General features: G+C 68.1%; 22 protein-coding genes. 15 read left to right on the forward strand and 7 right to left on the reverse strand.

Features of this window, described 5'->3' with window-relative positions; translation table 11 throughout:
- Positions 1-185: 185 nt before the first annotated feature.
- The 6 genes from ACX12D_RS26800 (at position 186) to ACX12D_RS26825 (ending at position 5,112) form a co-directional block, all read left to right on the forward strand.
- The gene (locus ACX12D_RS26800) at positions 186-440 is read left to right on the forward strand and encodes a hypothetical protein (protein ID WP_441639918.1); all 255 of its coding nucleotides are present in this window, start codon (positions 186-188) and stop codon (positions 438-440) included.
- A gap of 112 nt (positions 441-552) precedes the next feature.
- Positions 553-861, forward strand: coding sequence for a hypothetical protein (locus ACX12D_RS26805; protein ID WP_459376447.1), 309 nt, complete (start codon positions 553-555; stop codon positions 859-861).
- Between the two features lie 231 nt (positions 862-1,092).
- The gene (locus ACX12D_RS26810; RefSeq protein WP_459376448.1) at positions 1,093-1,977 is read left to right on the forward strand and encodes a LysR substrate-binding domain-containing protein; all 885 of its coding nucleotides are present in this window, start codon (positions 1,093-1,095) and stop codon (positions 1,975-1,977) included.
- Entirely contained in the window at positions 1,970-3,151 is a 1,182-nt protein-coding gene (locus tag ACX12D_RS26815; RefSeq protein WP_459376449.1) for a YbfB/YjiJ family MFS transporter, read from the forward strand. The genes ACX12D_RS26810 and ACX12D_RS26815 overlap by 8 nt, the downstream gene beginning before the upstream one ends.
- Before the next feature lie 80 nt (positions 3,152-3,231).
- Complete coding sequence (locus ACX12D_RS26820) at positions 3,232-4,350, forward strand: NAD(P)H-dependent flavin oxidoreductase (RefSeq protein WP_459376450.1); 1,119 nt, start codon at positions 3,232-3,234, stop codon at positions 4,348-4,350.
- A gap of 120 nt (positions 4,351-4,470) precedes the next feature.
- Positions 4,471-5,112, forward strand: a complete 642-nt coding sequence (locus tag ACX12D_RS26825; RefSeq protein ID WP_459376451.1) for a LysE family translocator — start codon at positions 4,471-4,473, stop codon at positions 5,110-5,112.
- A 39-nt stretch (positions 5,113-5,151) separates the two neighbouring features.
- On the opposite strand, the gene ACX12D_RS26830 is transcribed toward ACX12D_RS26825, so the two are convergent.
- Together ACX12D_RS26830 and ACX12D_RS26835 are read right to left on the reverse strand one after the other, a co-directional pair.
- Complete coding sequence (locus tag ACX12D_RS26830; RefSeq protein WP_459376452.1) at positions 5,152-6,567, reverse strand: heavy metal sensor histidine kinase; 1,416 nt, start codon at positions 6,565-6,567, stop codon at positions 5,152-5,154.
- The gene (locus tag ACX12D_RS26835) at positions 6,567-7,241 is read right to left on the reverse strand and encodes a heavy metal response regulator transcription factor (RefSeq protein WP_150991420.1); all 675 of its coding nucleotides are present in this window, start codon (positions 7,239-7,241) and stop codon (positions 6,567-6,569) included. Before ACX12D_RS26835 ends, ACX12D_RS26830 begins: the two co-directional genes overlap by 1 nt.
- 218 nt (positions 7,242-7,459) lie before the next feature.
- On the opposite strand from ACX12D_RS26835, the gene ACX12D_RS26840 reads away from it, so the two are divergent.
- The 5 genes from ACX12D_RS26840 to ACX12D_RS26860 all read left to right on the forward strand — a co-directional run bounded on the left by ACX12D_RS26840 (position 7,460) and on the right by ACX12D_RS26860 (position 14,746).
- On the forward strand, positions 7,460-10,705 hold the full coding sequence (locus ACX12D_RS26840) for an efflux RND transporter permease subunit (protein WP_459376453.1): 3,246 nt from the start codon (positions 7,460-7,462) through the stop codon (positions 10,703-10,705).
- A 17-nt stretch (positions 10,706-10,722) separates the two neighbouring features.
- Positions 10,723-11,955, forward strand: a complete 1,233-nt coding sequence (locus tag ACX12D_RS26845) for an efflux RND transporter periplasmic adaptor subunit (protein ID WP_459376454.1) — start codon at positions 10,723-10,725, stop codon at positions 11,953-11,955.
- A gap of 7 nt (positions 11,956-11,962) precedes the next feature.
- Positions 11,963-13,441 carry an efflux transporter outer membrane subunit gene (locus ACX12D_RS26850; protein WP_459376455.1) on the forward strand — a complete coding sequence of 493 codons (1,479 nt, stop codon included), beginning with the start codon at positions 11,963-11,965 and terminating at the stop codon, positions 13,439-13,441.
- 193 nt (positions 13,442-13,634) lie between these two features.
- Entirely contained in the window at positions 13,635-13,970 is a 336-nt protein-coding gene (locus ACX12D_RS26855; protein WP_459376456.1) for a DUF4148 domain-containing protein, read from the forward strand.
- Positions 13,971-14,176: 206 nt separating this feature from the next.
- Positions 14,177-14,746, forward strand: a complete 570-nt coding sequence (locus tag ACX12D_RS26860) for a hypothetical protein (RefSeq protein WP_459376533.1) — start codon at positions 14,177-14,179, stop codon at positions 14,744-14,746.
- A 34-nt stretch (positions 14,747-14,780) separates the two neighbouring features.
- Here the strand turns inward: ACX12D_RS26860 and ACX12D_RS26865 are convergent, their stop codons facing one another.
- The 4 genes from ACX12D_RS26865 to ACX12D_RS26880 all read right to left on the reverse strand — a co-directional run bounded on the left by ACX12D_RS26865 (position 14,781) and on the right by ACX12D_RS26880 (position 17,523).
- Positions 14,781-15,341, reverse strand: coding sequence for a TetR/AcrR family transcriptional regulator (locus ACX12D_RS26865; RefSeq protein WP_459376457.1), 561 nt, complete (start codon positions 15,339-15,341; stop codon positions 14,781-14,783).
- 59 nt (positions 15,342-15,400) lie between these two features.
- Positions 15,401-15,880: a nuclear transport factor 2 family protein gene (locus ACX12D_RS26870; protein WP_459376458.1), complete on the reverse strand. Its 480-nt coding sequence runs from the start codon at positions 15,878-15,880 to the stop codon at positions 15,401-15,403.
- A gap of 188 nt (positions 15,881-16,068) precedes the next feature.
- Positions 16,069-16,689, reverse strand: coding sequence for a flavin reductase family protein (locus ACX12D_RS26875; RefSeq protein WP_459376459.1), 621 nt, complete (start codon positions 16,687-16,689; stop codon positions 16,069-16,071).
- A 150-nt stretch (positions 16,690-16,839) separates the two neighbouring features.
- Entirely contained in the window at positions 16,840-17,523 is a 684-nt protein-coding gene (locus ACX12D_RS26880; protein ID WP_459376461.1) for a GntR family transcriptional regulator, read from the reverse strand.
- Between the two features lie 73 nt (positions 17,524-17,596).
- Between ACX12D_RS26880 and ACX12D_RS26885 the strand changes: the two genes are divergently transcribed.
- From ACX12D_RS26885 to ACX12D_RS26900, 4 genes are all read left to right on the forward strand, one after another.
- The gene (locus tag ACX12D_RS26885) at positions 17,597-18,361 is read left to right on the forward strand and encodes an enoyl-CoA hydratase/isomerase family protein (RefSeq protein WP_459376462.1); all 765 of its coding nucleotides are present in this window, start codon (positions 17,597-17,599) and stop codon (positions 18,359-18,361) included.
- A gap of 69 nt (positions 18,362-18,430) precedes the next feature.
- On the forward strand, positions 18,431-19,408 hold the full coding sequence (locus tag ACX12D_RS26890; protein ID WP_459376463.1) for a Bug family tripartite tricarboxylate transporter substrate binding protein: 978 nt from the start codon (positions 18,431-18,433) through the stop codon (positions 19,406-19,408).
- Between the two features lie 62 nt (positions 19,409-19,470).
- A complete protein-coding gene (locus ACX12D_RS26895) occupies positions 19,471-20,646 on the forward strand; it encodes a CaiB/BaiF CoA transferase family protein (RefSeq protein WP_459376464.1) in 1,176 nt (391 codons plus the stop codon).
- A gap of 110 nt (positions 20,647-20,756) precedes the next feature.
- Positions 20,757-21,872 carry a tetratricopeptide repeat protein gene (locus ACX12D_RS26900; RefSeq protein ID WP_459376465.1) on the forward strand — a complete coding sequence of 372 codons (1,116 nt, stop codon included), beginning with the start codon at positions 20,757-20,759 and terminating at the stop codon, positions 21,870-21,872.
- Here ACX12D_RS26900 and ACX12D_RS26905 read toward each other — a convergent pair.
- Entirely contained in the window at positions 21,863-22,576 is a 714-nt protein-coding gene (locus tag ACX12D_RS26905) for a hypothetical protein (protein ID WP_459376466.1), read from the reverse strand. The genes ACX12D_RS26900 and ACX12D_RS26905 overlap by 10 nt on opposite strands.
- Between the last annotated feature and the right edge of the window lie 208 nt (positions 22,577-22,784).

The raw sequence follows: 22,784 nt of genomic DNA on the forward strand, positions 1-22,784 counted from the left end.
ATTGTCTCGCCCCCCGCTGCCGCATTTCCGCCAGATCGGCGCCAGATCGGCCACCTGCCTGGCCTTACGGCCTGCGCAACCACCGGGCTCCCCCCAATCGAGTGATACCGCGCCGAGAGTGATCTTGCGCATACTCGCACTTTCTTGAACTACTCGCCCCCAAGCGGGCGCGAAGCAAGGTGCTTATGCTGATCCTCATCTACTGCAGTTATGCGGTTGCCTGCATCTTCGCGCTCTGGAGAGCGGCGCGCTGGGTGGAAAAGCACCACCCGGCCCTGCGCGACAACCACCCGCCGCGGCATGACACGCGCCCAGCCTGCAAGCCCCCGGAAGAGAACCTGCCTGCGAGCCAGCGCTGCCACCTGGAGATGCCGCCCGCCGCGCCCGCCTGCCTGGCGCAACACCCCGACGCCAGCGCTGGCGCCTGCATGGTCCTGTAGCCCCCTGGACGGTGGCCCGTATCTGGTCCTCGGCATTCATCCTTGAAAAAACCAGATTACTGTATATATTTACAGTAACTGTATGGATGAACAGTAGTTACGGGAGCCGATCATGGAACACCTGGTCCGGGTACAGAACGAATACGACAGGCAGGTCCTGGCCTGGCTGCGCGAACGCGTAGGCGATGCGGCGGTGCAAGCCGCGGCGCAGCGGTTGGCGGGAGACCGCAAGCCCTACCTGTCAACGATCTGCCGCAGCCTGAACATCACGCCACCGGCCCGCCGCACCCTGCGCGCCCAGTCGAACCGGGCCAGCCGGGAGGTTGGGGACCGCTACCTTGCGTCGATCCGTGCGCTCCTGGCGCGGCCCGCATCGGCACAGCGGCATTCTCAGCATCAACCCGCGCAACCCCAACCCTAGCAATATCAGGATCCGCATTAGCCCCGCGGCTTAGGTACATGGCGGGCCTGCGCCCGTTCAGACCGCACAAGCGTCCGCCTCGCGATGCGCGCGGCATCGCGCAGCAGAGTGCTTTTCCCGCTCCACCCACCCTGCCGGCATCAGGGCTTTCTTGACTTATCGTTTCCCATAGATGATAGTTAATTGAAATTTGTTCTCTTTTTAAGAATAAATTTCAACCAAAGGATTGCCGTGGATCTGGCCGAACTTGAGATTTTCCGGGCCGTTGCGCTTGAAGAAAGCGTCACGCGGGCTGCCAAGACCCTGGACCGCGTGCAGTCGAATGTCACCACGCGCGTCAAGCAGCTCGAAGAGGAGCTTGGCGTCGCCCTGTTCCTGCGCGACAGCAAGCGCATGACCCTGACGCCGCAAGGCCAGCGCTTCCTGGGCTACACCGAGCGGTTGCTGGCGCTGGCCGAGGAGGCCCGCCAATCCGTGCGCGGCGATGCGCCCTCGGGCACGCTGCGCGTGGGCAGCATGGAAAGCTCGGCTGCCAGCCGGCTGCCCCGCCCGCTGGCGCGCTATCACGGCAAATGGCCGGACGTGCGGATCGAGATCCAGACCGGCACCACGCAAGCCTTGATCGATGCACTGCTGGCGCATCGCATCGACTGCGCCGTGGTGGCCCATCCTTCCGAGGGCGCGCCAGACACGCTGGATATGGACGTGCTCGGCCCCGGCCTGGAAGGCACGTTCCTGTTCTCCGAAGAACTGCTGCTGGTGCTGCCGCACAGCCATCCGCCGGTGCGCACGCCGCAGGACATCAAGCTGCGCAGCCTGGCCACGTTCTCGCGCGGCTGCACGTACCGCCTGTGTGCCGAGGCCTGGCTCGCCAGCGGCGAAGGCCCGCGGCTGGCGCTGAACGTGCTGGAACTGGCGTCTTACCACGCGATCCTGGCCTGCGTGACGGCGGGCTCGGCCGTGGCCATCCTGCCGAGGTCGCTGCTGGCGCTGCACCCCGATGCCGCAAGCCTGCAAACCGTGCCCGTGCGAGTCGCGCACACACTACTGGTGCGCCGTTCGGGTTTTGCCACGTCGGCATACGCGGCGTTTCTTCAGGAGCTGCAGCATGGCTAGGATCCGGACCCTCACGCCAGCGCCGCAATCCTTGGGCAATGCCATGGTGCCCTGGATGCCCTCGATGGCCGCCGCGCTGGTGCTGGCGGTGGGCATGGGCTTCGGGCGCTTTGCGTTTACCGGCATGTATCCGCTGATGGTGCGCGAAGGCCTGCTGAGCGTCAGCGCCGGCTCGCTGGCCGCGTCCGCAAACTATGCAGGCTATCTCGTGGGCGCCCTAGCGGTCAGCCGCATGCCGCAGCGCGTTGCGCCGCGCTTTTGCCGCATTGCCCTCTTCGGCACCGCCCTGTGCCTGCTGGCGCTGGCAGTGCCGGCCGCGCCCTGGTTCTTTATCGGCGTGCGCTTCCTGGCGGGCGTGCTCAGCGCCATCGCGCTGATCTGCGCGTCCGTGTGGCTGTTCCAGGTGGTAGGACATCCGCATGGCGCGCCGCTATTGTTCTCGGGTGTCGGTGCCGGCATCCTGCTGTCCGCCGAGCTCATTGCCGCCGGCAACCTGGCCGGTTGGCACAGTCCCATGCTGTGGCTGGCAATCGGCGGTGGCGCCGCTGTGCTGAGCTTGCTGGCATGGCCGTATCTTGCGGGCCGCGTGCCGGCACCCCAGCCGCATGCCGCTGCCAGTGCCAACGCCGCGGGCGAGGCCAATGCCAACGGCCCTGGTCCGTGGCCGCTGGTGGCCAGCTACGGGCTGGCGGGGTTCGGCTATATCGTCACGGCAACCTACCTGCCGCTCTTTGTGCGCGACGCGCTCGGCCACGTCGACCCGATCCATATCTGGGCCGCGTTCGGGCTTGGCGCGGCACCTTCGTGTTTTCTCTGGCATGCGCTGCACGGCCGCCTTGGCACCCGGCGCGCGCTCGCGCTCAACCTGCTGGTGCAGGCGGTGGGCGTGATCCTGCCCGCGCTCAGCCACTCGGCCGCGGCCTACCTGGCTAGCGCGCTGCTGGTGGGTGGCACCTTCGTTGGCACCGTGACCATCGCCATGCCCGCCGCGAAACGCGTGGCCCACCGCGTGACATTCAACCTGCTTGCCATCATGACCGCCGCCTATGGCGTAGGCCAGATTGCCGGCCCGCTGGTATCCGATGCGCTGATGGCGCACAGCCATAGCTTCAGCGGCCCGCTTGCCGCCGCCGCTGCCGCGCTGCTGGCCTCTGCCGTCTTCTGCTTCCTGTGAAGGCCATCGCACGCCCGGCGCACGGCACAGAACCCACCCCACAGAATCCACTCATTAATGAAAAAACGAGGAGCCCGTCCATGACCAACCCCATCCACGCCACGCAACCGCGCGCGCTGCTCTCCCGGCTCGGCCTTGCCACCCCGATCATCCAGGCACCCATGGCGGGCGTCAGCACGCCGGCGCTTGCCGCGGCAGTGTCGAATGCCGGCGGCCTGGGCTCGCTCGGCGTCGGCGCCATGGACGCCGAGGGCGCCCGCAAGACCATCCGCGAAACCCGTGCGCTGACGGACAAGCCCTTCAACATCAACCTGTTCTGCCACGCGCCCGCCGTCGCCAATCCGGCGCGCGAGGCGCAATGGCTGGCCTACCTGGCGCCGAGCTTCGCCGAATTCGGCGCCACGCCGCCCGCCAGCCTGCGCGAGATCTACACCAGCTTTATCGCCGACGACGCCATGTTCGCGATGCTGCTGGAGGAGCGGCCCGCGGTAGTGAGCTTCCATTTCGGCTTGCCGCCGCAGGCCTGGATCGACGCGCTGCACGCTGCCGGCATCTTCCTGATGGCCACGGCCACCAGCCTGGACGAAGCGCGGCAGATCGCCGCTGCCGGCGTCGATGCCATCGTTGCCCAGGGCGTGGAAGCCGGCGGCCACCGCGGCACGTTCAAGCCCGAAGGGCATGACGAAGGCCTTGGCACCCTGGCGCTGGTACGGCTGCTGGCCCGCCATACCGCCCTGCCCGTGATCGCCGCCGGCGGCATCATGGACGGCGCCGGCATTGCGGCGGCCCTGGCGCTGGGCGCGCAGGCCGCGCAGCTCGGCACCGCCTTCGTGGCCTGCCCGGAGACCGTGGCCGACGCGCCCTACCGCGCCGCCCTGCTGGCGGACCGGCCTGCCCGCACCACGCTGACCCGCGCCATTTCCGGCCGGGCCGCGCGCGGCTTCGTCAACCGGCTGACGGAACTGGGCGAGGCGGCGGACCGCCCGGCGATCCCCGATTACCCCATCACCTACGACGCCGGCAAGGCCCTGCATGCGGCGGCCAAGGCGCGCGGCAATGCGGACTACGCCGCGCAATGGGCCGGGCAGGCCGCGCCGCTGGCGCGCGCCTTGCCGGCGGCGCAGCTCGTGGCGACACTGCGCGAGGAGCTGGCGCAGACGATTGCGGCGCTGAGCATCGCGGGATTCGGCGCTAACTGAGCGGGGGAGCGGGGCCTGCCGAAGCCGGCGGCGCGTGCGTCTTGCTGCTACCATCTCGCCACGCGCATCGGCCTCATGCTGGCCCGCAGCGGATCCCCGCCTTCCTGACGAGACAAACCCATGGACGCACTCACATCGACATTGGCCATCGGCGGCGCGCTGGCGCTCGGCGCTGTCAGCCCCGGCCCGAGCTTCGTCATGGTGGCACGCGCCGCCATTGCCCGCTCCCGCGCCGACGCGCTCTACATGGCGCTGGGCATGGGGCTGGGCGGCGTGGTGTTTGCCGCGGCCGCGCTGCTCGGGCTCAAGCTGTTGCTGGCGGCGGTGCCCTGGCTGTACATGGCGATGAAGGTGGGCGGCGGCATCTACCTGGTGTATCTGGGCGCGCGCATCTGGCGCGGCGCCAGCGCGCCCCTGGCAATGGCGGCCGGCGCAGCTGCAGGCGGTGGAGCGCCCGCCACGGGGCGCGGCCATGCCTTGCTGAGCGGCTTCGCCACGCAGCTGAGCAACCCCAAGACGGCGGTGGTCTACGCCAGCGTGTTTGCCGCGCTGTTGCCCGCCCAGGTGCCGGCTTCGCTGCTGCTGGCGCTGCCGCTGATGGTCTTTGCCATCGAGACGGGCTGGTACGCCATCGTGGCGATCGCGCTCTCTAGCGCCAGGCCGCGTGCGTTCTACCTGCGCTTCAAGCTGTGGCTGGATCGCGCGGCCGGCGGGGTGATGGCGCTGCTCGGCATCCGGCTGCTCACGTCGCTGCGCCAGTAACAGCGGCAGCTACAGCGGCAGCTACAGCGGCAGCGGCACCTAAGACACCGAATCCGCCATGCTCGGCGGAAACAGCAGCCTGAAGACCGTGGTTCCCCCGACTTCGGACTCCACCTCAACGTGCCCATGGTGCAAGTCCATGATGGACTTCACGATGGCCAGCCCGATGCCCGCCGACTCTCCCGAGTTGGCGCGGGCAGGATCACCGCGAAAGAAGCGGTCGAACAGCTTGGGCAGGTGTTCCGGCGCGATGCCGGCCCCGGGGTTGCGCACTTCGATACGGCTGCCTGCGGGGCCCGTGCGCGCCGCCATCACCACCGTCTGCCCGGCGGGTGTGTAGCGGATGGCATTGGCCACCAGGTTGCTGACCGCGCGCCGCAGCAGCAGCGGATCGGCCAGCAAGGCGCCCCCGCCATCCACCGCGATCGCCACGCCGCTCGCCTCCGCCAGCCCTTCGAAATAATCGGACAGCGCGCCCAGTTCGCGTGCCAGGTCCAGGCGCACCGGGTTGACCGCCACGCGAGCGTTCTCGGCCCGCGCGAGGAACAGCATGTTCTCGATCATGCGGGCGAGGCGTTCGTATTCCTCGATATTGGACGCCAGCAGCGCCTGGTATTCGTCGGCGCTGCGCTCGCTCGACAGCGCGACCTGGCTCTGCCCGAGCAGGTTGCCGATGGGCGTGCGGAAGTCGTGCGCCAGGTCCGCGGAAAACTGTGACAGGCGTTCGAACCCATCCCGCAACCGGTCCATCATCTGCTGCAGGGCCGCAGCCAGTTCCGCCAGTTCGGGCGGCAGCCGCGCCGGGTCGATCGGCAACTCGAGCCGCCGCACCGTGACCGACGATGCCCCGGCGGCGATGCGCCGCAGCGGCGCCATGCCGGCGCGTAGCACCAGGTAGCCAAGCCCGGCCACGGCCAGCGTGCCCAGCAGCCCCGTCAACAGCAGTTTCGCGCGGTATGCGCGCAGCAACGTGGTGCGGGAGATGGCGGTCTGGTAGAGCGTGAAGGTCAGCGTCTGCGTGGCGGCGCCAGTGCCAGGCCCGACGGGGACCAGCGCCTGCACGCCGTGCACCGGGTAACCCTGCTGCGTGGTCCAGGCACGGATCGCTTCGGGCCCGAGCGGCGCAGCGGGCGCCACCGGCTGCAAAGCGGGCGGCCCTTCGCCGGCATTGGCCGCGAGCAGCACGGCGCCGCTGGCGGCGCGCACCACCAGCGCGAACTCGTCGTTGCCGGACACCACGCCCGCCACTTCGCGCCAGTCGCTGTCGGGCCGGGCACCCTGCTCCATCAGCTCGGCCCGCGCGCGCGCCACCTTGCGCAGCAGTTCCGCGTCATCGCGCTCTATCACCTGCATGGCCAGCGCGCGGTAGAGGTAAGCGCCCGCGCCGCCGAACACGATCGCGGCCACCAGGCCAAAGGCTAGCGCCAGGCGGGCAGTGAGCGAGAGCCTGCGCATCAGGGTTCCCGGCGCTCCAGCACATAGCCCATGCCACGCACGGTGTGGATCAGCTTGGGCTGGAAATCGTCGTCCATCTTGGCGCGCAGGCGGCGCACCGCCACGTCCACCACATTGGTATCGCTATCGAAGTTCATGTCCCAGACATGGGAGGCGATCTGGGTGCGGCTCAGTACCTCGGTGTGACGCCGCGCCAGGAAATGCAGCAGGGAGAACTCGCGCGGCGTCAGCTCGATGCGCCGGCCGGCGCGCGTCACGCGGTGTCGGATCAGGTCGATCTCCAGGTCTTCGATCTCGATGCGGTCGGCCTCGCGCACCGGGCCGCGCCGCAGCAAGGTACGCACCCGCGCCAGCAGCTCGACAAAGGCGAAGGGCTTGGCCAGATAGTCGTCGCCGCCCAGCTCCAGCCCGCGCACGCGGTCCTCCACTTCATCGCGCGCGGTCAGGAACAGTACCGGCGTGTCCTTGTGCTCGCGCAGTTGCTTGAGCACGTCCCAGCCGTTCATGCCGGGCAGCATCACGTCAAGGATAACCAGGTCGTACACCACCTCCAGCGCCTGGTGCAGGCCATCGGCGCCAGTCACCGCCAGGTCGACCACGAAGGACGATTCGGTCAGCCCCTTGCGCAGGTACTCGCCGGTCTTGGGCTCGTCCTCCACCACCAGAATTCTCATGTCCGTCCTCGCCTGGCCAGTACCGGCAGGGCGCGCTTCGGGCGCCTTGCATGCTCGGATGATAGCCGTTGGCGCGGCGCTCCTGAATGACAAATCTGTAATCGATTCGACAGCGTTACCGGCCCCCCTGGCTTCCTAGAATGCGGCCATCGCTCACCGCGGACACCGCAAGAAAGCGGCCGTCGCTGCCCCCCAACCCTCATCCCGGAGTGCACACCATGTGGATTGTCAGGCTCGCGCTGAGCCGCCCCTACACCTTTGTGGTGCTGGCGTTGTGCTTGCTGCTTGCCGCCCCGCTGGTGCTGCTGCGCACGCCGACCGACATTTTTCCGGCCATCGACATCCCGGTGGTCAGCGTGGTGTGGACCTACAACGGCCTGTCCGCCGAGGATATGGCGCGCCGCATCGTCACTGGCTACGAGCGCTCGCTGACCAACAGCGTGGACGATATCGAGCATATCGAGTCGCAGTCGCTCGCCGGCGTGGCGGTGATCAAGATCTTCTTCCACCCTGGCGCCGACATCAACCGCGCGATTGCCGAGACCTCGTCGGGCGCGCAATCGATGCTGCGCAACATGCCGCCGGGCACCACGCCGCCGCTGATCCTGAGCTACAGCGCCTCCACCGTGCCGATCCTGCGGCTGGCGCTGGCCAGCGACCAACTGCCCGAGCAGCAGCTCTACGACCTGGGCAACAACTTCATCCGCACGCAGCTGGCTACCGTGCAGGGCGCGTCGGTGCCGCTGCCTTACGGCGGCAAGGTACGCCAGGTGATGGTGGATCTCGACACGCGCGCGCTGCAGGCGCGCGGCCTGGCGCCACTGGACGTGGTCAACGCCATCAATGCGCAAAACCTGGTGCTGCCCGGAGGCACCGCCAAGATCGGCGCGCTGGAATACCGGGTCGACCTGAATGGCAGCACGGCCACCGTGGACGGACTCAACAACCTGCCGGTCAAGAGCGGCCCCGGCGGCACGGTCTATGTGCGCGACGTGGCCCAGGTGCGCGACGGCTACGCGCCGCAGACCAACGTGGTGCGCCGCGACGGCAAGCGCGCCGCGCTGCTGGAGATCGAGAAAAGCGGCAACACCTCCACGCTGTCCATCATCGCCCAGGTCAAGGCCATGCTGCCGCGCATCATGGCCGGGCTGCCGTCTTCGCTGCGGGTGCAGCCGGTATCGGACCAGTCGGTCTTTGTGACCTCCGCCATCCACGGCGTGCTGCATGAAGCGCTGATCGCCGCCTGCCTGACCGCCGCGATGATCTTGCTGTTCCTGGGCAGCTGGCGCGCCACGCTGATCATCGCGGTCTCGATCCCGCTCTCGGTGCTGGCCGCGCTGATGGCGCTCAGCGCGCTCGGCGAGACGCTCAATATCATGACGCTGGGCGGGCTGGCGCTGGCGGTGGGCGTGCTGGTGGACGACGCTACCGTGGCCATCGAGAACATCACCCACCACCGCGAGCTGGGCAAGCCGCTGGAGCATGCGATCCTGGAAGGCTCGGCGCAGATCGCCGTGCCCACGCTGGTATCCACGCTGTCGATCTGCATCGTGTTTCTGCCGATGTTCCTGCTCAGCGGCGTGGCGCGCTACCTGTTCGTGCCGATGGCCGAGGCCGTGGTGTTCGCCATGGCGGCGTCCTACTTCTTCTCGCGCACGCTGATTCCCACGCTGGCGCATTACCTGCTGCGTGGCGAACGCAATGACGAACACGACAACGCTGCGCAGGCGCGCGACCCAGGCCGCTTGCGTCGCGCCTGCACACGGCTGCAGGCGCGCTTTGAACGCGGGTTCGAAGGCGTTCGCACGCGCTACGCCGCTACCCTCGCCGCAGCACTGCGCCACCCCAGGCGGCTGTCCGCAGCCTTCCTGGCCTGCTGCGCCGCCTCGATGGCGCTGGTGCCCTTCCTGGGGCAGGACTTCTTTCCCAGCGTGGACAGCGGCGAGATCCGCCTGCACATGCGCGCGCGCACGGGTACCCGCATCGAGGAAACGGCGCGCATCGCCGATGCGGTGGAGAACCGCATCCGCGCTGCCATCGGCCCGGACCAGGTGGCCGGCATCATCGACAACATCGGCCTGCCAGTCAGCGGCATCAACCTGACCTATGACTCCGCGCTGCCGATCGGCACCGCCGACGCCGAGATCCTGGTGTCGCTGAAGCCAGGCCATGGCGCCACGGCGGGCTATGTCGACCAGCTGGGCGCCCTGCTGCCCAAGGCATTCCCTGGCGTGAGCTTCTCCTTCCTGCCGGCCGACATCGTCAGCCAGATCCTGAATTTCGGGCTGCCGGCGCCGATCGATATCCAGGTGGTGGGCAATCAGCTGGCAGCCAATCGCGCGGTGGCACAAAAACTGGTTGGCCAGTTGCGCGCGGTGCCGGGGCTGGCCGATGTGCATATCCAGCAACCGGACGACCAGCCCGCGCTGACGGTGAATGTGGACCGCACCCGCGCGCTGCAGGCCGGGCTGTCACAACGCGAGGTGGCGCAGAACCTGCTGATCTCACTCTCCGGCAGCGGCCAGACCTCACCCAATTTCTGGCTCAATCCACGCAACGGCGTGAGCTATCCGCTGATGGTGTCGGTGCCGCAGTCCGCCATGGGCTCGCTGCAGTCGCTGTCCAACATTCCGATGGGACTTGGCGCCGCCACGCCAGGCTCCGGCAGCGGCGGCGACCTGCTTGGCTCGCTCGGCAATGTGGTGCGGTCCAGCCAGCAAGGCGTGGTGTCGCACTACAACGTGCAGCCGGTGATCGACATCTTCGGCTCGGTGCGCGGGCGCGATCTTGGCGCGGTGGCGGGTGACATCGGCCGCATCGTCGATGCCGCGCGCAAGACGCTGCCACCCGGCTCCGAACTGGTGGTGCGTGGACAGGTGCAGACCATGCACGCCTCTTTCGCCGGGCTGCTTGGCGGCCTGGCGATTGCGGTGGTGCTGGTGTATCTGCTGATGGTGGTGAACTTCCAGTCCTGGCTTGACCCGCTGGCCATCATCGGCGGCCTGCCGGGCGCACTGGCGGGCATGGCGTGGATGCTGTTTGTCACGCGCACCACCATCAGCGTGCCGGCACTGACCGGCGCCATCATGTGCATCGGCATCGCCACCGCCAACAGCATCCTGGTGGTCAGCCTGGCGCGCGAACTGCGCGCGGCGGGCGTGGCGCCCCTCGAGGCGGCGCTGCAAGCCGGCATCGGGCGCTTCCGTCCGGTAGTGATGACCGCGATGGCCATGCTGATCGGCATGATCCCGATGGCGCTCGGCGCGGGCGATGCCGGCGCGCAGAACGCCCCGCTCGGCCGCGCCGTGATCGGCGGGCTAGCCTGCGGCACCGTCGCCACGCTGGTGCTGGTGCCCACCCTGTTCGCGCTGCTGCACCGGTGGCTTGCCGCTCGTGCGCCGGCCCCCATCCCTGTCCCTGATTTGCATCCCGCTCTCGGTCTCGACCAGAAAGGCCCGGCATGACTCTCCCTGCTCCTCCCATGTCCCCATCCGGCGACGTCACCGCCGCCCCAGGCATGGCGCCCGCGCGCACGCGCCGCCTGCGAGCCAGCTTGCTGGTACTGACCGTGCTTGGCGGCGCGCTGGCCGCCGGCATCCTCCCCAGGCTGCATGCCCATGCCACGCTGGCCACGCGCACCGCCGAAGCCCTGGCCACCACCGTCTCGACGGTGCGGCCTGCCAGCGCGCCGGCACTGCAGGAACTGACCTTGCCGGGCGACGTGCGCGCCTTCCAGGACGCACCGGTCTATGCGCGCGTCAACGGCTACCTGCGCCGCTGGTACGCCGACATCGGCACCCCGGTCAAGCAAGGCCAGTTGCTGGCGGAGATCGACGCGCCCGAGGTCAGCGACCAGCTGCGGCAAGCGCACGCCGACGAAGCCATCGCCGCGGCCAACTACGCGCTGGCCAAAAGCACCGCCGAGCGCTGGCAAGACCTGCTCAAATCCCGCTCGGTGGCGCAGCAGGACACCGACCAGAAGGTGGCCGACATGCAGGCCAAGGCCGCCACGCTGGCCTCCGCCCGCTCCAACACGGCACGGCTGGCGCAACTCGCCTCGTACACGCAGATCCGCGCGCCCTTCGACGGCGTGGTGACGGCGCGCAACGTGGACACCGGCGCGCTGATCGATGCCGGCAGCGCCGGCGGACCCGGCCGGGAGTTGTTCCATCTCTCCGCCGGCACGCGGCTGCGTGTGTATGTGCAGGTGCCGCAGGATGCAAGCGGCATGGTTGGCCCGCAGATGCAGGCATGGCTGACACTGCCGCAGTTCCCCGGCCAGCGCTTTGCCGCTGCCGTGGCGCGCAATGCCGGCGCCATCGACAACGTCACGCGCAGCCTGCGCGTGGAGCTGGACGTGGACAATGCGGGGGGACGGATCCTGCCGGGCGCCTATGCCGAGGTCCACCTGAGCGCGCCGCAAGCCAAGGCGGGCCTGACCCTGCCGGCCAACACGTTGATGTTCCGCCCGCAGGGCACCTGCGTGGCCGTGGTGGGCACGAACGGCAAGCTGGCGATCCGGCAGGTGACGCTGGGCCGAGACTTTGGCTCGCATGTGGAGATCACGGAGGGCTTGCAGGGCGGCGAACAGGTGGTGGTCAACCCCGGCGACGGCCTGCTGGCGGGCGATCAGGTCCGGGTTGCGCCGGATGCGCCGGATGCGCCCGATGCGCCGGCCACCCAGCAGCCAACCACGGCCAGCCAGGCTAAGTAGGCCCGCCATGCAGACTCCCAAGCGTTCTCATCAAACCCGCGTGCCTGCAGCGCGGCCACGCCGGCTGGCGGCGTCGCTCGCCGCGTTGGCGCTGGCAGCACTGCTGGCAGGCTGTGCCACCGCGCCGGCATATCAACCTCCCGCTGTCGACACGCCCGCCGCATACAAGGAAGCCGGTGCCAGCGCCGCGCATCCGGGCGGCCCGGCGGGCATCGCGCCGGACTGGTGGCGCGTGTATGGCGACGCGCCGCTCAACGCGCTCGAAGCCCGCATCGACGTTTCCAGCCAGACGCTGCGCAAGGCCGTGGCCCTGCTGGAAGACGCGCGGGCCCAGGCCCGGGCCGCGCATGCGGCTTACTTTCCCACCATCAGCGCCGGGCTCAGCACCAGCAGCAGCCATACCTCGGCCAATGTGGTTGGCCGCTCACTGGCCGGCAAGACCGAGCCCGACCACCTGCTAGGGCTCACCGCGTCCTGGGAACCCGACCTGTGGGGACGCATCGGCAATGGCGTGGATGCAGCCGAGGCGCGCGCCCAGGCCAGTGCGGACGACGTGGCGGCGGTGCGCCTCGGCCTGCAGGCCGAACTGGCTGCCGACTACTTCGGCCTGCGTTCGGCCGACAGGGAGATCGATCTGCTCAGGCGCACCGTCGACGCCTACGGCACGGTCCTGCAACTGGCCGACAACCGCTACCGTGGCGGCATCGCCACCGAAGGCGACGTGGCGCAAGCCAAGGCGCAGCTCGAAAGCACCAAGGCGCAGCTAGCCGACCTGCGCCTGAACCGCACGCAGCTGGAGCATGCCGTCGCCACGCTCCTGGGCGAGCCCGTAGCGCGCTTCTCGCTGCCGCCGCTGGCCGATACTGCCGTGCTGCCCACCCTGCCGGCCATGCCGGCCGCCCTGCCCTCGCAACTCCTGGAGCGCCGCCCCGACATTGCCGCCGCCGAACGCCGCGTGGCAGCCGCCAATGCACAGATCGGCGTGGCCCGCGCCGCGTTTTTCCCGAGCCTGCTGCTCGCCGTCGGCGGCGGGCTGGAGAGCACCAGCCTGGCAAGCTGGCTGACCGCGCCGAGCCGCTTCTGGGCGATCGGCCCGGCACTGGCCGCCACGCTGTTCGACGGCGGCCGCCGCCAGGCGATGGCCGACAGCGCGCGCGCCCAGTTCGATGCCAGTGCCGCCGACTATCGCGCAAGCGTGCTGCGCGGCTTCCAGGAGGTGGAAGACAACTTCGCCGCGCTGCATGCGCTCCAGGAAGAGGCCAGCAGCCAGCAAGCCGCCACCGAGGCGTCCGAGCGCGCCCTGGCGCTGGGGCTGGACCGCTACCGCAAGGGCGCGGTGGCCTACCTGGATGTCAGCGTGCTGGAGAGCACCGCGCTTGCCAGCGAACGGGCCGCCGAACTGGTGCACCGACGCCAGTTGATCGCGAGTGTGATGCTGGTCAAGGCACTGGGCGGTGGCTGGCAACGGACTGCCGTGGCGCCATAGCGGCATAGCGGCATAGCGGCATAGCGGCAAAGCCGCTTTGGCAGCATCAGCGGTGCATGACGGGATTGTAATGAGATGGTAAGGCCGAGGTCACCGTGCAAAACCAATACTGGTGACAGCCTTTCATCATCTCGGTGAAAGCGCGGCGGCCCCAGCGACACCGGGCCCTTCCAACTGAAAGAGGTAACGCACCATGAAAGCAATCGTTCGCACAGTCTTGCTGTCCTGCGCCCTGGCAGTGCCGGCTCTGTCCTTCGCGCAAAGCGAGCCGGCGCCACTCACCCGTGCCGAAGTCCGCGCCGACCTGATCCGGCTGGAGCAAGCCGGCTACCAGCCGGGCCGCGGCGACGACGCGACCTATCCCCAGGACATTCAAGCGGCCGAAGCCAAGGTGGCAGCGCAAGCTGCCGCGGCAGCCAAGGGGGACACGGCAAGCATGCCACCACAGGCGCAGGCTCAGGCTCAGGCTCAGGCCAGCATGCAACCTCGGATCGATGCCGTGCGCAGCGCCTTCTACTACGGCGCATGACGCGTCAACGCCGCTGCACGCTACGCGTTCCGGCCGCGAATCGCGCGCCCGGAACGCGGTATGGACCATGCGAAACACAAACGGCGGTGGCGTCAAAGCTTGCTCAACACACTGGGGCAAAACGCGGAAGTGCATGGCCTCGCGGCGGCAGGCCTTAGAATCTCTCTCATGTTCGTTTCGAGATCTCGAATCTCGCCAAAACCATGATGAAGAAGCGCCCCCTCCTCGCCGCCCTCCTATTGGCGTCGATCGCCGCCCACGCACAACCGCCCGGCAAGGACGCGGCCCCCCTCGGCCTTGAGCTTGGCAAGACCAAGTGCGCACGGATGACGCCCGGCCCGAATCGCGTCAAGACAGGCACCACGCCGTGGGCCGGCGGGGACACGGTGGAGCTCAAGCACCTTGACCGCTTCAATCTGCCGGGCCTGACCCGCGCGATCGTGAACTGCGACGCGGGCGACACGGTGGCGCTCGTCACACTGACGTTCGACCGGTCCGCGCTGGATGACGTCAGCAAGAAGCTCGATGCCCGCTACGAGTCCAAGCGCAAGACCGAGCCCAGTGCCGAGAACGGCTACGCAGAGTGGGAAGCAGCCAACGGCAGCCTCGAGATGCTCTACGCGCGCGACAGCAAGCAGTTCACCCTGGCGTATTGGGCCAAGGGCGCCAAGGCCAAGTACTTCGCCTACAGCGGCACGAGCGACAAGAAGCCGGCCGCGCCAGCGCAGCCAACGCATCCGGCGCAGCCACCCCAGACACAGCCCGCGCCGCTGTAACAGCCGCCCCGAAATGGGCTTTACGCCCCCGCCTTCAACGCACTTGCTGCAACCGGCGCAGCAACCGCCGTCCTGCATCGATCACGCCCGGATCGGCTGTCATCTGGTACCGCACGATCATGCCCTCCACGCAAAGCATCGCCTCTTCAGCAATGGCATCGAGCTCCGGCAAGCCAAGGCGCCTGACCAGCGAACCGATAAAGGCCGCCAGTTCCGCCTTGTGCGCCACGGATTGCGCCACCTGAGTGCCCTCGCCAGAGGCGCCCGCCTCGGCCACCGCATTGATAAACGCGCAACCGCGAAAATCCTCGTCGGAGAACCAGTCGGCCAGCGCCTGCGCGATGACCTCCAGGCCGGGGCTGGCGGCAAAGCGCGCTTCCACGTCCTGCTCGAACCAGCGCATCCAGCTCTCGTGGCGCTGGTCGAGGAAGGCCGCGATCAACTCGTTCTTCGAGGCGAAATGCCGGTACAGGGACATCTTGGCCACGCCGGACTCGGCGATGATCTTGTCGATGCCGGTCGCGCGCAGCCCGTCCTGGTAGAACAGGCGGGCGGCGGTATCCAGGATGCGCTCGCGGGCGGAAGGCGTGGCCATGGCTGAAGTGTTCCTTGCTGCGAAAAATGGGGCGATTATCCCTGATCGGGCCGTGCGGCTTATAAGCCGAGATCGCTCAGGCTGGCGTGGTCGTCCGGGCGGCGCCCCAGGGGCCAGAAGAATTTGCGCTCGGACTCCTTGATCGGCGCATCGTTGATGCAGGCAAAGCGCCGCTGCATCAAGCCAGCTTCGTTGAACTCCCAGTTCTCGTTGCCGTAAGAGCGATACCAGTTGCCCGAATCGTCATGCCACTCGTACGCAAACCGTACCGCGATGCGGTTGCCGTCGAACGCCCACAGTTCCTTGATCAGGCGGTAGTCCAGCTCCTTCTGCCACTTTCGCGCCAGGAAGCCCACGATAGCCTCGCGCCCGTTCACAAACTCCGCGCGGTTGCGCCACGCGCTGTCGACGGTGTAGGCGAGCGCCACACGCTCGGGGTCGCGGCTGTTCCAGCCGTCTTCGGCGCCGCGTACTTTCTGGATGGCGGTTTCACGGGTGAACGGGGGCACGGGCGGACGGATTTCGGGGTTGGACGACATCGACTTCTCCTGGCTGCGACAGCAATGAATTAGAAAAAGCGGCCTGCAGGGCATTCGGCGAACTCAAAATGATACAGAGCTGTCTACATTATTTTAGTAGACAGGTCTGTCTGTCAAGCCGAATCTGCAGGCGTGAAAAAGCCGGCAATCAGCCGGCCTGGAATCCGCCATCAGCGCCGAGGAAGCGCTCAGCGCGGGCGCCGCATGTGGAACAGCGCCTCGGGCCCGATCTCGAAGTAGTCGGCCGGCCCGCCGCCGCGCAGGATCGGCCGGGCCGCGGCAGTGTCATAGATGCCATCCTTCAACAGCGCCTTGTCCACGTGCACGCCGACCACCTCGCCCAGCACCAGCCAGGTCGGCACCTGATGGCCATCGACGCCCTCGAGCTGGATCAGCTGGGTGAGCTTGCATTCAAACGAGACCGGGCTTTGCGCCACCCGCGGCACCGCGACCATGCGCGACGCCACCGGCGTGAGCCCTGCCAGTTCGAACTCGTCGACCTCCGGCGGCACGGCCGCGCAGCTCGCGTTCATGGCGTCGGCCAGCGGCCGCGTGGCCAGGTTCCAGCAAAACTCGCGGGTCTGCTCGATATTGCGCACGCTGTCCTTGTAGCCAATGCTGGCAAACCCCACGATGGGCGGCGTGTAGTTGAAGGCGTTGAAGAAGCTATAGGGCGCGAGATTGACGATCCCATCGCCACCGCGCGAGGAAATCCAGCCGATCGGGCGCGGCCCGACGATGGCGTTGAAGGGATCATGCGGCAGGCCATGCCCGTTGGCTGGCTCGTAGAAATAGGGTTCGGCGGACACGAAGCGGGAGACTCGGGAAAACAGCGTTGAAAACGGAGGCAGCGCCGCCGCCCCCTTGACCAGATGTTGCCGGGCGCCCGTGGGCGCCAGACAAGCCGTCTGCGATGCTACCAGTTGCCGCGCCAGCGCGTTCGGCGCGGCGCGGTTGGCTCAGCGCCCTCCCGCGGCGGCGGCCGGCTCGTCATAAGCGTCCTGCGCCAGCAGCACCAGATCGGCGATGGCCTTGCCACCCGCCGAAAGATGCGCGCGCATCGCGTCAGCCGCCGCATCCGCGTCGCCCGCCAGTACCGCCGCCACGATCACGCCATGCTCCTGGAAGGAACTGGGCACGCGAGCGGGGTTGATGAGTCCGCGATGGCGCCAGTAGATCGCCAGCCGCCGCCGCAGCATGCGGATCTGCTCTGCCAGATAGGGGTTGGCTGTCGCCTGATAGAGCACGTCGTGGAAATCACGATTGGCATCCACATAGCCCGGCGTATCGGCCGCCTCCACAAAGGCCCGGCCATGCTCGAACGCCGACGACAGCGCCGCCCTGCCCGCCTCGCTGATGCGCTGCGTTGCCAGCCGGGCCACCACGCCCTCCATCTCAGCCAGCGTCTCGAACATCGCCACCAGTTCGGCCACGGTTGGCTTGTGCACGAAGATCCCCGCGCGCGGCACGATCGTCACCAGGCCTTGCGCCGCCAGCATCAGCAATGCCTCCCGCACCGGCGTGCGCGAACTGTCGAATTGCTCGGCTAGCGCACGCTCGTCGAGCTGCGATCCGGGCTTCAGCTTGCCGGCGTGAATCTCTTCCTCAATTGCCTCCCGGATCCGGTCCTGGAGCGATTGCACGGGTAAACCTCGATTTGATGCTTCCTTTGGCATATCTAAAATCAACCTCAATATATCTAAACATCAATCTTATATGCAAAAACACAGCGAACCTCGGCTCAGCATCGATGGAAGCGTTGCAACCATCACCTTTGAACGTCCCGAAGTGGCGAATCGGCTAAGTCCGCGTGATTTGCTGGTACTTCGCGAGCATATCAACTCCATCAATGCGATGGAGACTGTTTTGGTTCTGCGCTTCACCGGTACCGGCAAGTATTTCTGCAGCGGCTACGACATCGGCGCGCTGGCCAGCGCCGACGAGGCGGGGGCGCCGGCCTTCGGCGAGATGATCGACCTGATCGAAGCCGCTCGCCCCGTCACCATCGCGGCGGTCAACGGCGGCGTCTATGGCGGCGCCACGGATCTGTGCCTGGCCTGCGACTTCCGCGTGGGCGTGCCCCACTGCGACATGTTTATGCCGGCCGCCAGGCTCGGCCTGCATTTCTACCGGGGCGGGCTGGAGCGCTATGTCAGCCGGCTGGGCGTGGACACCGCCAAGCGCCTCTTCCTGACGGCCGACCGGCTCGATGCGGATGCCATGCTCAAGGTGGGCTTCCTGACCGAGATCGTCGCGGCCGACACCCTGGCGCAGCGCGTCGATGCGCTCAGCGCCACGCTCGCCGGCATGGCGCCCATTGCCCTGCTGGGCATGAAGCAGGCGCTGAACCAGATTGCGCGCGGCGCGCTGGACACGGCCGCGCTGGAACGCGAGATCGCGCGGGCCGGGGCGTCGGCGGATTTGTGCGAGGGCGCAGCCGCCTGGCGCGAGAAACGCGCCGCGGTATTCACCGGCAGGTAGGCGCGCCGCGGAACACAGAACACAGCACACAGAACACGGAACGCAAAAAAACAAAACCCGGAGACAACGATGATCAAGCAGCACCCAACCCTGCTGTTCCTGCTAGCGTGCGCATCCGCCCTGGCCGGCCCCGCGCTGGCGGCGGACGCCTTCCCAATCAAGCCGATCCGCGTGGTGATCGGCTTCCCCGCCGGCGGCGGCGCCGACAACGTGGCGCGGCTGTATGGCGACGCGCTCTCCAAGGAACTCGGGCAACCGGTCATCGTCGACAACAAGCCTGGCGCGGGCACCACCATTGCCGCCGAGATCGTGGCCAAGGCGCCGGCCGATGGCTACACGCTGTATATCGCCTCGGCCAGCCTGATGGGCGGCGACAAGGTGCTCTACAAGAACATCCGCTACGAACCCACGGACTTTGCACCCATCACGCGGCTGACCGTCTCGCCGCTGCTTCTGGCGGCCAACAAGGAATCCGGCATCACCAGCGTGGCCAACCTGCTGGCGAAAGCCCGCCAGCACCCCGGCGCGCTCAATTACTCGTCCTCCGGCAACGGCGTGATCACGCACTTGGCCGGCGTGCAGTTCACCAAGCTGGCCGACGTCCAGCTTACCCACGTGCCCTACAAGGGTGGCGCGCCGTCCGCGCAGGCGGTGGCCGCCGGCGATGCGCAGTTCACCTTTGCCACGCCGGCTTCCGTGCAGGCCATGATCGATACCGGCAAGGTGGTCGGCATTGCCGTCACCTCCGCCAAGCGCTCTTCCGTGCTGCCGAACTATCCGACCATCGCCGAAGCCGGCATCAAAGGCTACGACGTGACCAACTGGTATGGCCTGTTTGCCCCGGCGCAAACACCGCCCGCCGTGATCGAGAAACTCTTCGCCGCTTCCGCCAAGGCGCTCGCCAAGCCGGAATTGCGGGCCAGGCTGGCCAGCCGCGGCGAGGAGGTCTCGCCGTCCGCATCGCCCGCGGAGTTCCGGCAGTTCGCGCAGCGCGAAGGCAAGACCGTGGCAGACCTGACTCTGAGCAGCGGCGCCAGGATCGACTAAGCCACACGCCCTTCCCGCACTCGTTCGATGTACCCGGGGCCTCCCGGCCCAAAAGGATTTCCATGAATCGCAATGCCGCAAACCTCCCGCTCGCGGGCTTTACCGTGGTGGACCTGACCCGCGTGCTGGCCGGTCCCTACTGCACCATGATGCTGGCCGACCTCGGCGCGCGCGTGATCAAGATTGAAAACCCCGCAGGCGGCGACGACTCCCGGCATGTAGGCCCGTTCGTGGATGGCGAGTCGGCGTACTTCGCCTCGGTCAACCGCAACAAGGAATCCATCGCGCTCGACCTGAAATCTCCGCGCGACCGTGAAGTGCTGGCAACCATGATCGCCGGCGCCGATGTGCTGGTGGAAAACTTCCGCGCCGGCGTGATGGAAAAACTCGGCTTTACCTGGGAGGCCCTGCATGCGGCTAACCCGCGCCTGGTCTACGCCTCGATCTCGGGTTTCGGCCAGACCGGCCCCTACCGCGACCGGCCCGCCTACGACATGGTGGTGCAGGCAATGGGCGGCCTGATGAGTGTGACCGGCCAGACCGGCGGCGACCCGGTGCGCGTCGGCGTGTCCATCGGCGACCTTGGCGCGGGACTGTATGCCGCCATCGGCATTCAGTCCGCGCTGCTCAAGCGCAGCCGCACAGGGCTTGGCGAACGCGTCGATATCGGCATGCTCGATTGCCAGGTCGCACTGCTGGAGAACGCCATCGCGCGCCACTCCGCCACCGGCGCCGTGCCCGCGCCGCTGGGCACGCGCCATCCCTCCATCACGCCGTTCGACATGTTCAAGACCGCTGACGGCTTCATCGTCATTGCGGCGGGCAACGACACCTTGTTCCAGAAACTCTGCGCCGCGCTCGGCCTGCCGGAACTGGCTGCCGACCCGCGCTTTGCCACCGTGGTGGCGCGCAACCAGCACCACGCCGAACTCAAGACTTGCATGGAAGCGCGCCTGGCCAATGCGGACAGCGCCACCTGGTCTGCCACGCTGGAAGGCGCCGGCGTGCCGCACGGCCCGCTGCAAAACGTGGCCGACATCGTGCAAGACCCGCACGTCCAAGCGCGCGGCATGCTGCTGCAAGCCAGCATTGGCGAGGGCCGCCCGATCACCCTGGCCGGCAACCCGATCAAGATCGGCAGCCAGGCAGGCGCGAGCGGCTTCCGGCCCTCGCCCCGGCTGGACGAGCATCGCGCAAGCCTGCTGGAAGAGTTTGGCCAGCACGCCAACATTGACTGACGTTGGATAGCGTTGGATGACGCTGGATAGCGGTGAATGAAGCAGGCGTGAGCACGCCGCGAGCCGGCCAGACCGGTTAAGCTTGCGCCACCGCAACCACGCCGCTTGCCATGACCAAGCCGAGTACGGACCCGAGCGCGCCCGAAGCCGCACTGGCAGTTGAGTTGACCATTGAGCTGGAGGCCGGGCTGACGGCGGCCATCACGTATCTGAACCAGGGCAACATCGATGCCGCTGCCGGCTATGCGGCCGCGCTCATCGGCCGCTACCCGGCGCATCCCGCCGTGTGCCAGCTGTGCGCGCAGATTGCCTTGCAGCGTGGCGATGCCGCGCTGGCGCGGCGCCATATCGCGCAGGGACTCTCGCTGCGGCCGGATCACCTGCCCTCGCTACTGATCGCCGGCCGGGCGGCGCTGGCCGATGGCGCGCCGGCAGAGGCGCTGCCTCCCCTGCTGCGCGCCTGCGCGCTCAGCGGCAATGCCCTGGAGCCGAGCTATCTCGCGTGCGTTGCCAGGTTGCAGAGCGGGACGGCCGATGCCGTGGCGGAACTGGGCCTGCTGATCCAGCGGGCACCGGGTTTTGCGCCGGCGTGGATCGAACTGGCGGAGGCGATGCGCAGAGGCGGCGAGCTGCAACCCGCGCTGGCGGCGCTGGACCGCGCCCTGGCGCTGGACGGCAATATCGCGCGCGCGCATTTCCAGCGGGGCAAAGTGCTGCATGCGCTCGGGCGCAAGGCCGAGGCCGCCGGCGCCTTTTCCAGTGCCGTGGCGCTGGAGCCGCGCAGCCGGGAGGCGCGCCTGAACCTGGCCATCGCGCAGCAGGCGCTCGGCGACCTGAGCGCCGCGCAAGCCACGCTGGAAGCCCTCGTCGGCGCGCATTCGCAGGACTACGACGGCTGGATCCAGCTTGGGCTGGTGCGGCAAGACCGGCGCGACCTGCGCGGTGCGCAGGCCGCCTTGCGCAGCGCCCTGGCCTGCCAGCCGGACGCTGCGCCGGCGGCGGTCAACCTTGGCATCGTGCTGCAGGAAGACGGCCAGCCGGATGCGGCCCTGGCCGCCTATGCCCACGCCTACCGCGTTGCGCCGGAGACCTTCGGCCGCATCGCGCAAGCGCTGTGCTCGGGACCGCACGGCCGGCTATGGGCCAACCTCGGCGCCTTGCGTGCCTTGCTGGCCGGCCTCGGCAGCCCGGGCCGTCCGGGCCAGCCGGGCAGCGTTCAGGACTGACCGCCCCGCTCGCGCGGCGCGCGAAAGCGCTTGCGGTACACACCGGGCGTGGTCAGTACCTCCGCCGCCAGCTTCTCATAGCGCCCGGCGCCCTCTGCGTCGATCGTGCCGAAAGACAGTTCGAGCTCCGCGCGCGGCACCGGGCAGCACTGCGCGACAGGCGTGCCTTTGGGCAGGACACCGTCGAACTCCGCGTCGGTCCATAGCGCCGGGAAATTGATGCCCACGTCATGGAAGCGGTCCGCATCGACCAGCCCGCTCAGCGTGCGGAACGGTAGATCCCAGCGGTTGGCCGGATGCATCGCCAGCAGCGACCACCCGGGCGGCAGCTCGATGGTCCAGAAGCTGTTGAACTTCACGGCGACGGCATCCGAGTGCAGTGGCGTGCCGCCCAGTTGCTCCGGCACGTGAAAGCTCAGCGGCGCGCGCGGATGGCCGTCGATGCCCGGCTCGGGCAAGTCCCAATCCCAGGAGAACACGCCCCGCTCCACGCGCACGTCGCATGGCAGCAGAATCACAAAGCCGTGGGTCATGGCATCGATGAACGGCGGGCATTGCTTGATGGTGCGGATGTCCCGTCCGTGCAGGGGCGAGAACGCCTTGGGACGCATCGCCCGCACCCAGTCCGGCAGCGCCTGCTGGGCAGGCTGCGGGCGCGGGAGGTTGTCCTGCAGCAGCGGATCGCAACGGAAGGTCACTTGCATGGCGTGCATGGCGTGGCTAGGTCTAGGTGGAGGCGGGCGATGTGCCGGAGTGGCCATGCAGTGTAGGGGCGAAGAGACGAAACCGTCTAGTTGCCGCGCCCGCCGCCATACCCCTTACCCAATGTCCCGGCAGTCCTGACAATTTGGGCGGCATTCGCACAATCGCCGCTTTGGTAGTTGCCTTCCTGCCCGCGTCCAGCCACAATCC

The organism is Cupriavidus sp. PET2-C1 (assembly GCF_054515855.1).